This window comes from Streptomyces sp. AJS327 (genome assembly GCF_013450295.1).
Taxonomy (GTDB): domain Bacteria; phylum Actinomycetota; class Actinomycetes; order Streptomycetales; family Streptomycetaceae; genus Streptomyces.
In genome coordinates this window covers 559,466-573,780 of the sequence record NZ_SKBR01000004.1, presented here as the reverse complement: position 1 = coordinate 573,780, position 14,315 = coordinate 559,466, and the positions used below count along the sequence as shown (strand labels likewise).

10 protein-coding genes are annotated in these 14,315 nt (G+C 72.9%); 3 read left to right on the top strand and 7 right to left on the bottom strand.

Annotated features, from left to right (window positions below; genetic code table 11):
- Window positions 1-250: 250 nt before the first annotated feature.
- The gene (locus tag E0L36_RS24270; protein ID WP_180931393.1) at window positions 251-1,444 is read right to left on the bottom strand and encodes an RtcB family protein; all 1,194 of its coding nucleotides are present in this window, start codon (window positions 1,442-1,444) and stop codon (window positions 251-253) included.
- 292 nt (window positions 1,445-1,736) lie between these two features.
- Here E0L36_RS24270 and E0L36_RS24265 point away from each other — a divergent pair, with 292 nt between their 5' ends.
- The 3 genes from E0L36_RS24265 to E0L36_RS24255 all read left to right on the top strand — a co-directional run bounded on the left by E0L36_RS24265 (window position 1,737) and on the right by E0L36_RS24255 (window position 6,031).
- Window positions 1,737-2,657: a hypothetical protein gene (locus E0L36_RS24265; protein ID WP_180931392.1), complete on the top strand. Its 921-nt coding sequence runs from the start codon at window positions 1,737-1,739 to the stop codon at window positions 2,655-2,657.
- 186 nt (window positions 2,658-2,843) lie between these two features.
- Window positions 2,844-3,533: a DUF3558 family protein gene (locus E0L36_RS24260; RefSeq protein ID WP_308416912.1), complete on the top strand. Its 690-nt coding sequence runs from the start codon at window positions 2,844-2,846 to the stop codon at window positions 3,531-3,533.
- 713 nt (window positions 3,534-4,246) lie between these two features.
- Window positions 4,247-6,031, top strand: a complete 1,785-nt coding sequence (locus E0L36_RS24255; protein ID WP_180931390.1) for a DUF2637 domain-containing protein — start codon at window positions 4,247-4,249, stop codon at window positions 6,029-6,031.
- A gap of 152 nt (window positions 6,032-6,183) precedes the next feature.
- Here the strand turns inward: E0L36_RS24255 and lysS are convergent, their stop codons facing one another.
- From lysS to E0L36_RS24225, 6 genes are all read right to left on the bottom strand, one after another.
- Window positions 6,184-7,965, bottom strand: coding sequence for a lysine--tRNA ligase (gene lysS, locus E0L36_RS24250; protein ID WP_180931389.1), 1,782 nt, complete (start codon window positions 7,963-7,965; stop codon window positions 6,184-6,186).
- A gap of 339 nt (window positions 7,966-8,304) precedes the next feature.
- Complete coding sequence (hemB, locus tag E0L36_RS24245) at window positions 8,305-9,297, bottom strand: porphobilinogen synthase (protein WP_180931388.1); 993 nt, start codon at window positions 9,295-9,297, stop codon at window positions 8,305-8,307.
- Window positions 9,294-11,003, bottom strand: coding sequence for a uroporphyrinogen-III synthase (locus E0L36_RS24240; RefSeq protein ID WP_180931387.1), 1,710 nt, complete (start codon window positions 11,001-11,003; stop codon window positions 9,294-9,296). The genes hemB and E0L36_RS24240 overlap by 4 nt, the downstream gene beginning before the upstream one ends.
- Entirely contained in the window at window positions 11,000-12,004 is a 1,005-nt protein-coding gene (hemC, locus tag E0L36_RS24235; RefSeq protein WP_180931386.1) for a hydroxymethylbilane synthase, read from the bottom strand. The genes E0L36_RS24240 and hemC overlap by 4 nt, the downstream gene beginning before the upstream one ends.
- Window positions 12,001-13,356, bottom strand: a complete 1,356-nt coding sequence (locus E0L36_RS24230; protein WP_180931385.1) for a glutamyl-tRNA reductase — start codon at window positions 13,354-13,356, stop codon at window positions 12,001-12,003. The genes hemC and E0L36_RS24230 overlap by 4 nt, the downstream gene beginning before the upstream one ends.
- Window positions 13,353-14,165, bottom strand: coding sequence for a redox-sensing transcriptional repressor Rex (locus tag E0L36_RS24225; protein WP_180931384.1), 813 nt, complete (start codon window positions 14,163-14,165; stop codon window positions 13,353-13,355). The genes E0L36_RS24230 and E0L36_RS24225 overlap by 4 nt, the downstream gene beginning before the upstream one ends.
- Between the last annotated feature and the right edge of the window lie 150 nt (window positions 14,166-14,315).

The following is a 14,315-nucleotide window of genomic DNA, read 5'->3' as shown; positions in this document are numbered from 1 at the left end:
AGGCTCGTCCCTACCCAAAAGTCAACTTACGGACGGGTAAGGAGTCAATGGGCGTGCGCGGATGGGGACTCAGCGAACCACGGCGCGAACTGGCCTACGCGAAGGGTCACATGGGTCGCCGCCCGGCCCAGGGGATTCAGCCCCCTGGACCGGACGGCGGTCGCGGCCGCTCACCGGCGGGCGGCGGTCACCCGCACGGCGGCGGTCGCGGCGGCTCCCCGGCCGGGACGGCGGTGACGGCGCTCCGGGCTCACCCCTTCACGCAGACGACCTGCTTGAGTTTGGCGACCACCTCGACCAGGTCCCGCTGCTGGTCGATGACGCGCTCGATGGGCTTGTAGGCGCCGGGGATCTCGTCGACCACACCGGAGTCCTTACGGCACTCCACTCCCCGCGTCTGCTCCTCCAGGTCCCGCGCCGAGTACCTCCGCTTCGCCGCGTTCCGGCTCATCCGCCGACCGGCGCCGTGCGAGGCCGAGTTGAACGACTTCTCGTTCCCCAGCCCCTTCACGATGTACGAACCGGTGCCCATGGAACCGGGGATGATGCCGTACTCGCCGCCGCCCGCCCGGATCGCGCCCTTCCGGGTGACCAGCAGGTCCACCCCGTCGTACCGCTCCTCCGCGACGTAGTTGTGGTGACAGGAGATCACCGGGTCGAAGACCGGCCTGGCCTTCTTGAACTCCTTGCGCACCACGTCCTGGAACAGGCCCATCATCAGCGCGCGGTTGTACTTCGCGTACTCCTGGGCCCAGAACAGGTCGTGCCGGTAGTCCGCCATCTGCGGGGTGTCCCGCACGAACACGGCCAGGTCGCGGTCCACCAGCCCCTGGTTGTGCGGGAGTTTCTGGGCCTGGCCGATGTGGTACTCCGCGAGTTCCTTGCCGATGTTCCGCGAACCGGAGTGCAGCATCAGCCACACCGCGCCCTCGGTGTCGACGCAGACCTCGCAGAAGTGGTTGCCGCCACCGAGGGAACCCAGCTGCTTCGTGGCGCGCTCCCGGCGGAACCGCACGGCCTCCGCCACCCCGTCGAAGCGGGCCCAGAAGTCGTCGAACCCGGCCGTGGGGAAGGCGTGCACCCGCGCCGGATCGACCGGTTCGTCGTGCATGGCGCGGCCGACCGGGATCGCGGCCTCGATCTGGGAACGCAGCCGGGAGAGGTCCCCCGGCAGGTCGTTCTCGGTCAGCGAGGTCCGCACGGCGGACATGCCGCAGCCGATGTCGACGCCGACGGCGGCCGGACAGACCGCCCCCGCCATCGCGATGACCGAGCCCACGGTGGCGCCCTTGCCGAAGTGCACGTCCGGCATCACGGCCAGGCCCTTGATCCACGGCAGCGTCGCGACGTTCCGCAACTGCCGGAGGGCGACCTCCTCCACGGACTCGGGGTCGGCCCACATCCGGATCGGCACCCGGGCTCCCGGCATCTCCACATACGACATGGTCAATTCCCCCTGAAATTCCCTGAATATCAACATCGGCCAACCGAACGGGCATTCACAATGAACCCTTATGGAACGCCTGAACAGCGGACGAATCGTGCGCGGCCCCACCAGCCGCGAAGTACGACCGAACCGACCGAATCCGGTGAAGCGGAAAAGGCGGACTTCCCCTGACATTGATGCCACGGGACCGGACGGCCGTGCGCCCTGTGCGGTAGACATTGTGTTCCGCCGCGCCCCAGCGGCGGCAACACGTTTTCCCCGTTACCGCCACACGACCGGGAGGCCGCCAGTGCCGCCGAGGGCCAGGACACACCTCACCGGCATCGCGCTCGCGCTGGCGCTCGCCGGCACCCTGACCAGCTGCACGGACTCCTCCGGAGCCAGCGAGAGCGACAACGACAACCCCGGCGCCGCCGCCAGCACCCAGGCCGCCGAACCCGGCAAGTACCGCACGCTGCCCGAGCCCTGCGGGGCGGTGAGCGCCAGCATCCTCAAGGAGATGCTCCCGGGCGCGACCGGGGACCAGAGCGACGCGAGCGGCGCGGCGCCGTACGAGGGCGAGCGGGCCGTGACGTACGACACGGACCGCCGGGTCGGCTGCCGCTGGAAGAGTTCGACGACGCTCGGCTCCCACCACCTCACCATCGACCTGGAGCGCGTCGTCTCCTACGACTCCGCCGTCAGCGACGGGGAGCGCGCGGAGCACCGGTTCGAGGAGAAGCGGGAGACGGCGCGCGTCCCCTCCACCGCCCCCTCCGAGACCTCGGACGACGACTCGGGGGACGACGAACCGAAGGACGAGAAAGGCGACGAAGGAGGTAAGGACGGTAACGGGGAGAAAGGAGACAAAGGAGATAAGGGGGGCGGATCCTCACCGAGTGAGGGCGGCGCGAAGCCGAGCGGCTCACCCTCCGACTCCGCCTCCGCCAGCCCGGACAGCCCGGACGACTCCCCCACCCCGTCCGGCTCCCTCGCCCCCCGCCCGCTCGACGGCGTCGGCGACAGCGCGTTCCTCAATGACCGACTGCACACGGCGGACTCCGGAGTGCACCGCGACATCACGCTCGTCTTCCGGACCGCCAACGTGATCGCCACCGTCGAATATGACCGATGGGTCACCGACAAACGCACCATTCCGGGCAGCGAGGAGCTTCAGGAGAAGGCCCAACGGCTCGCCACGGAACTCGCGAAGGAGTTCGCCGACGACTGAGCGGACCCGGACGGGAACGCCCGCCGGGCCCACCGGGGAGAGCTGGACCACAGCGTGGGAGGTATCACGAAACGCCCACACCGGGCCATCGTCGGCGTACCGTTCCGCTTGCAGCATCACCCGAACCCTGGAAGCGAAGGAACCATGCACCGAAACGCCCCGCGTGACGCTCGTCGACGGAGCAAGGTGACCAGAGGCGCCATCGCCTGCACGGCGATAGCGCTCCCCGTACTGCTGGTCGCCGGCTGCTCCTCGGACTCGGGCGGTGACGAGGGAGGCGGCAACCCCTCCGCCGACTCCTCCGCTCCCTCCGACGACTCCGCGCCGAGCCTCCCGCCCGGAAAGTTCAAGGCCCTCCCGGACGCCTGCGGGGCCCTGGGCAAGAAGGCGCTCCAGACCCTCGTCCCGAACGCCACCGACGCGGGTGGCAAGCGACTCGGCGACAGCGACGCCAAGGACGCCAGCACCTGCCTCTGGAGCGGGCTCAAGAAGTACGACTACCGGCAGCTGACGATCACACTGAAGCGTTTCGACAGCGACGCCTCGCTGGGCCCGGCCGACAAGCAGGCCGGCGCGTACCTCAAGCAGCAGATCGCCGAGATCAAGGACAACGAGACCAACAAGGGCGTCAAGGAGAAGCCGCTCAAGGGGGTCGGTCAGACCGGCAGCACCCTCGGCTTCACCCACGAGAAGAAGTCGGACAAGGGCAAGAAGAACGAGTTCCGCGCCCAGCACCTGGTCAGCCAGAACCACAACCTGGTCGTGACCGTCGAGTACGAGGGCACCGGCTTCGAGGGCGGCGACCTGCCGAGCGCCGACACCCTCGACAAGGGTGCCGAGAAGGCGGCCCAGCGGATTCTGAGCCAGGTCAGCTGAGGGCGGCCCCGGAGCGTTCGCACGCCCCGGCAGGTGCGCGGCGGGCCCGGCGTCCGGCACCGGTCCCGCCCGCCGCACCCCTCCCGCCCCTCGCGCCCCCGTGGGGCTCCGCACGCACCCCTGGAGCCTTCACACCCCGTGGAGCACGGAACCCCGTTCCGGGCCCACCCAGCGGAGGCGTCGCCCAACTCCCGTGAGTGGCATACGCGTTGGACCCCAGCAGCCCCGGGAGAGCGTCCGTCCCACATCGGTCCCGCCCCGCCGCCCAGAAGCCCCGACGACCCGTCTCCAGCCGTTTACGGGCCTGTTGGAGCCCTCCAGCCCATCCCGGCCCCCGCGCACTGCCGTTGGACCGTAGAGCGGCTTCTCGCATGGCGGGTACGCCCGTTCGAGCTTTCCCGGCCATCTCCCCTCGTGGACACGCCTGTTGGCGCCGTCCTGCCCATCTCGCCCGGCGCGTGGGCCCGTCGGGCACGCGCGGATCGCTCCCGTCCCGCCGTCTCCCGCCTTCCGGTTGGCGGTCACACGCGTTGACGTCCCTCCGCCCCGGCCAGCGCGGAGTCGGCACGGGCGCCCGGCACGGAGGCGCTCGCCCCGCCCGAACGGGCCGGTCGGGAGCGAACGACGGGCCGGACGCCCGGGGTTACGGGCGGCTCCGCTTGACGCGTATGCCAGGCTAGGCTGGCCGGTTTCCGAGGGTGGGGACAACTCCAGTGCAGGCCGTCCAGCTGACACGTACACATCGCATACTCGCGGCGGTGGTCGTCGCCGGTGCCGTGGTGATCGCCGCCATCGGGTTCGCCGGATCGTTCACCGCCGTACGTGACCTCGCCGAGAAGAAGGGCTTCGGCGCCTTCGCCCCCTTCTTCCCCATCGGCATCGACGCGGGCATCGTGGTGCTGCTCGCCCTGGACCTCCTGCTGACCTGGATCCGCATCCCCTTCCCGCTGCTGCGCCAGACCGCGTGGCTGCTGACCGCCGCCACCATCGCCTTCAACGGCGCCGCCGCCTGGCCGGACAAGCTCGGCGTCGGGATGCACGCGGTGATCCCCCTGCTGTTCGTCGTCACGGTGGAGGCCGCGCGGCACGCCGTCGGCCGCGTCGCGGACATCACCGCCGACCGCCACATGGAGGGCGTCCGGCTCTCCCGCTGGCTGCTCGCCTTCCCCTCCACCTTCCGCCTCTGGCGCCGGATGAAGCTGTGGGAGCTGCGCTCCTACGACGAGGTCATCCGTATGGAACAGGACCGGCTGGTCTACGAGGCCCGGCTGCGCGCCCGCTACGGCCGGAGCTGGCGGCGCAAGGCCCCGGTGGAGTCCCTGATGCCGCTGAAGCTCGCGCGCTACGGCATCCCGCTCAGCGAGACCGGCGCCTCCGGGCTGGCCGCCGCGGGCATCTCCCTCCCCTCCGGCGACCGGATCACCCGGGCCGAGGGCGAGGCACCCACCACCGCCCCCACGGGCGGCGGCCTGGAGCGGGGACGGGACGCCGCCCGCCCCCAACTCGACGCCGCCGCCCGCCCCGGCGACGCCCTTGCGCACCCAGAGACCGCCCACCCCGGCGACGCGCCCCAGCCCCACCCCGAGCGGTGGGAGCGGTCGCACCCGTCCGAGGCCGCCACCACGGCCACGCCGCCGCCGGACACCGGCCACCCACACGCCGGTACCGCCGCCGTGCCCGAGGCCGCCCCGTACGAGACCGCGCCGCACGGGGTCGAGGCCGCGCGGGCCGGTACGGACGCCATCCCGCGCTCCGCCGAGCCCCAACACCCGGACACCGCCCCTTCGTTGACGCCGACGAACGCGCACCCGGCCGCCTCCGCGACGGCCCCCACCGGGCCCCCGGCTGACGAGACGGCGTTCACGACCCACACCGGCCACCCGGCACACACCCTCCAGGCCCCCTCCGGATATCCGGACGTGAAGGTGCCGGAGGCCGGGACGACCGACGCTCCCCCGGCGCACGCGGCCAGCTACGCGGCCGGTTCGGCCCGGCCCGGCCCGCAGGTCACCGTCCCCGTCAGCCCCGGCCGCCGCCGGACCCTGGGCACCGCGGGCGGTGGCGGCCCGGCCGCCGCGCGGGAGCAACGGGCCCAGGAGCAGCAGGAGTTGTTCGTCGAGCCGACGCCGGACGACGCCTGGGCGGAGGACCGCGCGACGGCCCCCGCCGACGGGGACGAACGGCCGCCGGAGGTCTCCGCTCCCGCGCCACGGACCGAGCCCGCGCCACGGCCCACCCCCGAGCCGGTGTCCGAACCGGTCAGCGAACCGGTGGGGATACCGAACGGGATGGCGCCGGAGGAGCAGTACTTCCGCGCGTACCGGCAGTTCGTCGCCGCGCACTCCGAGTTCCCCAACGCCCGGCAGCTCTCCCGCACACTGCACGAGACGTACGGGGTGACCAACGCCGACGGCAACCTGCTGAGTGAGGGCTATCTCCGGGGCTATATGCGGGAGTTCAAGGCGCGCTACAACACCGAGATGGGACTCGCGGGCTGAGGCCCGTCCGCGGCACACCCTGACGGCAGACGGCGGACGGCACGGCCCACGGCTCGAACGACGGCTGAGGGCCCGTCCGTTGGGCCGCCGGCCGGCTCGTGGACGGGCCCTCGTGGGCGTCGGCCGGTCGACAGTCGGTCGTCAACCGGTCGTCAGCCGCCGAGCAGTTCGCGGACGCGGTCGGCGCCGACCGCGAGCAGCAGGGTAGGCAGCCGGGGACCGGTGTCCCGGCCGACCAGCAGCTGGTACAGCAGCGCGAAGAACCCGCGCTGGGCCACCTTCAGTTCGGGCGTGGGCTTGGCGTCCGGCGCCAGCCCGGCCCGTACCTTCGGCACGCCGTACACCAGCTGCGTCAGACCGTCCAGCGACCAGTGCTCGTCCAGACCCTCCAGCAACAGCCGCAGGGACTCCCGCTGTTCGGCGTCGAGCGAGCCGAGCAGCGCGGCGTCCGGCTCCTCCAGCACCCTGGTGCGCTGGTCGGCCGGGACCTGGGTGGCGATCCAGCGGTGCGCGCGGTCGAGTCGCGGCCGGACCTCGTCCAGCGAGCGCACCGGCGCCTCGGGGTCGAGTTCGCTGAGGATGCGCAGCGTCTGCTCCTCCTGGCCACCGGTGATGTCGACCACGGAGGCGAGCGTGCGGTACGGCAGCGGGCGCGGGGTGACGGGCAGCGCGCCCTCCGCCGTGCTGGCCGCGCGGGTGCGGGAGGCCAGGTCGGCGGGTTGTGCCTTGCCCTCGTCGATCTTGCGGCCGAGCGCGTCCCACTCGTCGTAGGTGCGCTGGATCTCCTGGTCGAAGGCGACCTTGAAGGACTGGTTGGGGCGGCGTCGGGCGTAGAGCCAGCGCAGCAGCGGGGCCTCCATGATCTCCAGGGCGTCGCCCGGGGTGGGCACCCCGCCCCGTGAGGAGGACATCTTCGCCATGCCGCTGATCCCGACGAAGGCGTACATCGGGCCGATCGGCTGCTCCCCGCCGAAGATCCCCACGATCTCGCCGCCGACCTGGAAGGAGGAGCCGGGCGAGGAGTGGTCGACGCCGCTGGGCTCGAAGACCACGCCCTCCAGCGCCCAGCGCATCGGCCAGTCGACCTTCCACACCAGCTTGCCGTTGTCGAAGCTGGCCAGCTCGACCGTCTCGGCGTGCCCACAGCCCGCGCAGTCGTAGCGCAGCGCCGTCGTCTCGTCGTCGTAGGAGGTGACGCTGGTGAAGTCGGTGCCACACACCGTGCAGTACGGCTTGTACGGGAAGTACCCGGCCGAGCCGCTGCTGTCCTCCTCGCCGGCGGCGCCGGAGCCCTCGGCCGCCGCCAGCTCGGCCGCCTCCGTCTCCGCGTCCTTCGGCTTGCCCTGCTGCTTCCGCTTGTTCGGCCCCGGGGCCGCCTTGGTGCGGTACTGGGCGAGGACCGCGTCGATCTCGCCGCGGTGCCGGACGGCGTGCAGGATCTGCTCGCGGTAGGCGCCGCCGGTGTACCGCTCGGTCTGGCTGATGCCGTCGTAGACGACGCCGAGCTGGGCCAGGGCGTCCTCCATCCCGGCGCGGAAGTGCTCGGCCCAGGAGCCGTACGGGCTGCCGGCCGGCGGCGGGACGGAGGTCAGCGGCTTGCCGATGTGCTCCGTCCAGGAGTCGTCCACACCCGCGACGCCCGCCGGGACCTTGCGGAACCGGTCGTAGTCGTCCCAGGAGATGAGGTGCCGGACCGGATAGCCGCGCCGCCGGACCTCGTCGGCGACCAGGTGCGGGGTCATCACCTCGCGCAGGTTGCCCAGGTGGATCGGGCCGGAGGGGCTGAGCCCGGAGGCGCAGACCACCAGCGGAGCCGCGTCCTGGGCCTCCCCCGACCCCGCGGCCCGTTTGCCCTCCGCGCGGCGCTCCGCTTCGGCGATGACCTCATCGGCGATACGGGAGACCCAGTCGGCCTCGGGGGTGGTCTGAGCCACGTCCGGCCCTTCCTACTTGTCGTGCCTGTCGTGTGGGAACGGCGATCGGTACGACCCCGGGTGATCGCGGTGACCGCGATGGTCCGGTGGCCGGGGTGATCGCCGTGCGTCGGGGTGAGTCACGGGGAGACGGCGCCACGTACCGGGGTCCGCGGGGCTCCCGCCGTGCGGGCGCGGGCCCGGGGCGGCCCCCGCCACCCGGCTCACCACCCGCCCATTCTCCCACCGCGTCGCGCGGCGGCGAGCCACGGGAGCCCGGCCCACCCCGGGCGGTGGAGCGGCGGTGGCGCCAACGGGCCCTGGGCGGCGGTCCGTTCGGCGCCGCACCCACGGGGCCGCTCAGAGGCGGCGAGCGGCCTCGGTCGCCCAGTAGGTGAGGATCATGCTCGCCCCGGCCCGTTTGAAGCCGGTCAGCGTCTCCAGGATCGCCGCCTCCCGGTCGATGACGCCCTTCTCGGCGGCGGCCTCGACCATGGCGTACTCACCGGAGACCTGGTACGCGCCCACCGGCACCTCGGCCACCTCCGCGACCTCGCGCAGCACGTCGAGGTACGGCATCCCCGGCTTGACCATGACCATGTCCGCGCCCTCCGCCAGGTCCAGGGCGAGTTCGCGCAGCGCCTCCCGGCCATTGGCCGGATCCTGCTGGTAGGTCTTCCGGTCGCCGGACAGCGAGGAGGCGACCGCCTCGCGGAACGGGCCGAAGAACGCCGAGCTGTACTTGGCGGTGTACGCGAACAGCGCCACGTCCTGGTGCCCGGCCTCGTCCAGCGCCGCCCGGACGTACCCGACCTGGCCGTCCATCATCCCGCTCGGGCCCAGCACGTGCGCGCCCGCCTCGGCCTGGGCCCGCGCCATCTCCGCGTACCGGTCCAGCGTCGCGTCGTTGTCCACCCGGCCCGCGGCGTCCAGCACCCCGCAGTGACCGTGATCGGTGAACTCGTCCAGGCAGAGGTCGGACATGACCACCAGGTCGTCGCCCACCTCGGCGCGCACCTCGCGCAGCGCCACCTGGAGGATGCCCCGCGGGTCGGTGCCCGCCGACCCCACCGCGTCCTTCTTCGCGTCCTCCGGCACCCCGAAGAGCATGATCCCGCCGACGCCCGCCTCGACCGCCTCGGCCGCCGCCCGGCGCAGCGACTCCAGCGAGTGCTGTACGACGCCCGGCATCGAGGCGATCGGCGTCGGCTCGCTGGCGCCCTCCCGCACGAAGGCGGGCAGGATCAGGTCCGCCGGGGCGACCCGGTGCTCGGCGACCAGCCGCCGCAGCGCGGGCGTACCGCGCAGCCGGCGCGGCCGGGCCGCGGGGAACTCGCCGTGGACACCCCTCATGACGACCGTGCCCTCCTTCTGGCCGGGCGCTTCTCGCTCGGCCGCTTCACCGCGTCGCCCGCCTCGACGGCGGCGGCGCGTCGCCGCGCCCCGTACTCGGCCAGCGCCTCGGCCAGCCGGTGCACCGACGGTTCGGGCGAGAGCACGTCCACCCGCAGTCCGTGCTCCTCGGCGGTCTTGGCGGTGGCCGGGCCGATACAGGCGATGACCGTCACGTTGTGCGGCTTGCCCGCGATCCCGACCAGGTTCCGGACCGTACTCGACGAGGTGAACAGCACCGCGTCGAATCCGCCACCCTTGATCGCCTCCCGGGTGTCGGCGGGCGGCGGCGAGGCGCGCACCGTGCGGTACGCGGTCACGTCGTCCACCTCCCAGCCGAGTTCGATCAACCCGGCGACCAGGGTCTCGGTGGCGATGTCGGCACGCGGCAGGAACACCCGGTCGATCGGGTCGAAGACCGGGTCGTAGGGCGGCCAGTCCTCCAGCAGCCCGGCGGCCGACTGCTCGCCCGAGGGCACCAGGTCCGGCTTGACGCCGAACTCCACCAGCGCCCGCGCCGTCTGCTCCCCCACCGCGGCGACCTTGATCCCCGCGAAGGCCCGGGCGTCCAGCCCGTACTCCTCGAACTTCTCCCGCACCGCCTTGACGGCGTTCACCGAGGTGAAGGCGATCCACTCGTACCGGCCCGTCACCAGGCCCTTCACCGCCCGCTCCATCTGCTGCGGGGTACGCGGCGGCTCCACCGCGATGGTGGGCACCTCCGCGGGCACCGCGCCGTAGCCGCTGAGCTGGTCGGAGAGCGAGGCGGCCTGCTCCTTGGTGCGGGGCACCAGGACCTGCCAGCCGAACAGCGGCTTGGACTCGAACCAGGCCAGCTGCTCCCGCTGCGCCGCCGCGCTGCGCTCCCCGACCACGGCTATGACGGGCTGCCCGCCATCCGCGCTCGGCAGCACCTTCGCGGCCTTCAGCGTCTGCGCCACGCTGCCCAGCGTCGCCGTCCAGCTGCGCTGGCGGGTCGTGGTCCCGGCCAGGGTGACGGTCAGCGGGGTGTCCGGCTTGCGCCCGGCGGCCACCAGTTCCCCGGCGACCGTGCCGACGGACTCCAGCGTGGTGGAGATGACGGCCGTCGCGTCGCTCACCCCCAGCTCGGTCCAGCAGCGGTCGTCCGCCCCGCTCGCGTCGACGAACCGCACGTCGGTCCCCTGCGCGTCCCGCAGCGGCACCCCGGCGTACGCGGGCACCCCGACGGCGGCGGCCACACCCGGCACCACCTCGAACGGAATCCCGGCCGAGGCGAGGGCCAGCATCTCCTCCGCGACGCCCGCGTCGAGGCCCGGGTCGCCCGGGACGGCACGGACCACCCGCTTGCCCGCCTTCGCCGACGCCATGGCAGAATCAGCCGCGTCTGGCACGGCAACACCCGCTGACGCGGGGGCACTTGAGCCCTGCGCACTGGATGCGGGCTGCCCGTCGGCAGGTTGCAGCGGAGTGTCCACCCCCGCCCGCAGATGGGCGCGCACGACCTCGTACACGCGCGCGTCGGCGACCAGCACCTCGGCACGTGCCAGCGCCTCGACGGCGCGTAGCGTCAACAGCCCCGGGTCGCCGGGGCCGGCCCCCAGGAAGGTGACGTGTCCGAGTGCACCGTGGCGGTGCCGCGCACCTCTGTGTGAGGAGCCGGAGTGGTGGGCAGTGGTGGGGCTCAAAGTGCTCGCTCCCCCATCAGACCGGCCGCGCCCTTGGCGAGCATCTCGTCAGCGAGTTCCCGGCCCAGGCGCTGCGGGCCGCTCATGTCACTGCCGGACGCCGGTACGGGACCGGTGGTGGACAGCTGCACCAGCGTCTTGCCGTCGGTCGTGCCGACGACGCCACGCAGGCGCATTTCGGTGGCAACCTGCCCGTCGATAAGCAGGTCGGCCAGCGCACCCACGGGTGCGCTACAGCCGGCCTCCAAAGCGGCGAGCAGGGTTCGCTCGGCGGTCACGGCGGCCCGCGTGCGCGGGTCGTCGAGTTCCGCGAGCTGTGCGGCCAGGTGCGCGTTGCTCGCGGCGCACTCGACGGCCAGTGCCCCCTGGCCGGGGGCGGGCAGAACCGCGTCGGGGGAGATCAGCTCGGTGGCCTCGTCGGGCCGCCCGACACGCCCCAGCCCGGCGGCGGCGAGTACGACCGCGTCGAGCTCGCCGGAACGCACGTACCCGATCCGCGTGTCGATATTCCCCCGGATCGGCACCGTCTCGATCGAGCCACCGAGCGAACGGGCCCAGCCGTGCAGCTGCGCCGCCCGGCGCGGCGAGCCGGTACCGATCCGCGGCGCACCGGCGGTGGTGCGCAGCAACTCCTCGAAGCCCAGGCCGTCCCGGGCGATCACGGCGTCCCGGACGTCCGCCCGCTCCGGGATGGCGGCCAGCGCCAGCTCGGCGGGCTGCGCGGTGGGCAGGTCCTTGAGGCTGTGCACGGCGAAGTCGACCTCACCGGCGAGCAGCGCGTCCCGCAGCGCGTTGACGAACACCCCGGTGCCGCCTATCCGCGCCAGCTCCTCCCGGCTCACGTCCCCGTAGGTGGTGATCGCCACCAGTTCGACGTCGCGCCCGGTGACGCGGCGCACCTCCTCCGCGACCATCCCGGACTGCGCCATGGCCAGCGCGCTGCGTCGGGTGCCCAGCCGGAGGGGTGGCTCGCCCCCCGACGGGCTGTTGGCCTTGCTCATTGCCGCTCCTGTTCCGGATTGCTGACCGCGGCGACCGTCTGCGGGTCGAGGTCGAAGAGGGTGCGCAGGGCGTCCGCGTACCCGGCGCCGCCGGGCTCGCCCGCGAGCTGTTTGACGCGCACCGTCGGCGCGTGGATCAGCTTGTCGACCACCCGCCGCAGGGTCTGGCTGATCTCCGCGCGTTGCCGCTCCTCCAACTCGGGGAGACGGCCGTCGAGTCGGCTCAGCTCACCGGCGACGATCTCCGCCGCCATGGTGCGCAGCGCCACCACCGTCGGGGTGATCGTCGCCGCGCGCTGTGCCGCGCCGAAGGCGGTGACCTCCCCGCTGACGATCCGCCGCACCGCGTCCACGTCGGCGGCCATCGGGGCGTCCGCCTCCGCCTCGGCGAGCGACTCGATGTCGACCAGCCGCACCCCGTCCGCCCGGTGCAGCGCCGGGTCGACGTCCCGGGGCATCGCGAGGTCCAGCACGGCCATCGGCCCGGTGGCGCCGCGCGCGGCACGGGCCGCCAGCGCGGGCTCCACGTCCGCGGCGGACAGCACCAGTCCGGTCGCCCCGGTGCAGGACACCAGGATGTCGGCGTGCGGCAGCTCGCCGGTGAGGTCCTCGAAGGGCAGCGCCCGTACGACGGGGCCACTCCCAGCAGGCCCGGCCTGTCCGGCGAGCCCGGCCGCCAGCCGCTCGGCACGCGCCGGGGTCCGATTGGCGATCACCAGTTCGGCCACGCCCGCGCGCGCCAGCACCGTCGCGGCCAGCGCCGACATCGAACCGGCACCGACCACCAGGGCCCGCTTGCCGGCCACCCACTCCGGAAGCGGAACGCCGTGGGTGAGCTGCCCGAGGCCGAACGTGACCAGCGACTGACCGGCCTTGTCGATACCCGTTTCGCTGTGCGCCCGCTTCCCGACCCGCAGCCCCTGCTGGAACAGGTCGTTCAGCAGTCGCCCGGCGGTGTGCTGCTCCTGCGCCGCGGCGAGCGCGTCCTTGAGCTGCGCGAGGATCTGGCCCTCGCCGACCACCATCGAGTCCAGCCCGCAGGCCACCGTGAAGAGGTGGTGGACCGCCCGGTCCTCGTAGTGCACGTAGAGGTAGGGAGTCAGCTCGTCCAGCGCCACCCCGCAGTGCCGCGCCAGCAGCCCGGACAGCTCGTCGACCGAGGCGTGGAACCGGTCCACCTCCGCGTACAGCTCGACGCGGTTGCAGGTGGTGAGGGCGGCGGCCTCGCTCGCGGGCTCGGCGCTCACCGCGTCCTGGAGCAGCTTGCCCCGGGTGTGCGGGTCCAGCGCCGCCCGCTCCAGCACGCTCACCGGCGCGCTGCGGTGGCTCAGCCCGATGACCAGCAGACTCATGCCGGCATCACGGCGGGTACGTCCCCGTCAGGTCCTGCGTCGGGGCGGGTCTCGGCGCGGGTCACGGACGCCGCGGGCGGGGCGGCGGGAGGCGCCGCCCCAGTGCCCGGATCCACTCCGGACACACCGATCTCGGGGGCCTCCTCGCCCGCCTTGCGCTGCTCGTGGAAGGCGAGGATCTGCAGCTCTATGGACAGGTCGACCTTGCGCACATCCACCCCCTCGGGGACGGACAGCACAGTCGGCGCGAAGTTCAGGATGGAGGTGACACCCGCCGCCACCAGCCGGTCACAGACCTGCTGGGCGCCCCCGGCCGGGGTGGCGATCACGCCGATGGAGACACCGCTCTCCGCGATGATCGCCTCCAGCTCGTCCGTGTGCCGGACCTGGATCCCGGCCACCGGACGCCCGGACAGCGAGGGGTCCGCGTCGATCAGGGCGGCGACCCGGAAGCCACGGGAGGCGAAGCCGCCGTAGTTGGCCAGGGCCGCGCCGAGGTTACCGATACCGACGATCACGACGGGCCAGTCCTGCGTCAGCCCCAGCTCCCGGGAGATCTGGTAGACGAGGTACTCGACGTCGTACCCCACGCCCCGGGTGCCGTACGAGCCGAGGTACGAGAGGTCCTTGCGCAGCTTCGCCGAGTTGACCCCGGCCGCGCTCGCCAGCTCCTCCGAGGAGACGGTGGGTACCGAACGCTCCGAGAGCGCGGTCAGTGCCCGCAGGTACAGCGGAAGCCGGGCGACGGTGGCCTCGGGGATTCCTCGGCTGCGACTCGTCGCCGGTCGGTGGTTTCGGCCAGTTGCCACGGTGCTCCTGCCGGTTGCGCGAAGCGGTGAGCGGCCGTCCGCGAGACGCGTTCCCTGACCGCTCCGTCGGCCCCAGGCTATGTCTTTGTGAACGCGTGCACAAAGATAGTGTCCGCTTTGTCCGCCCAACGTGACCGGTGCCACACACGC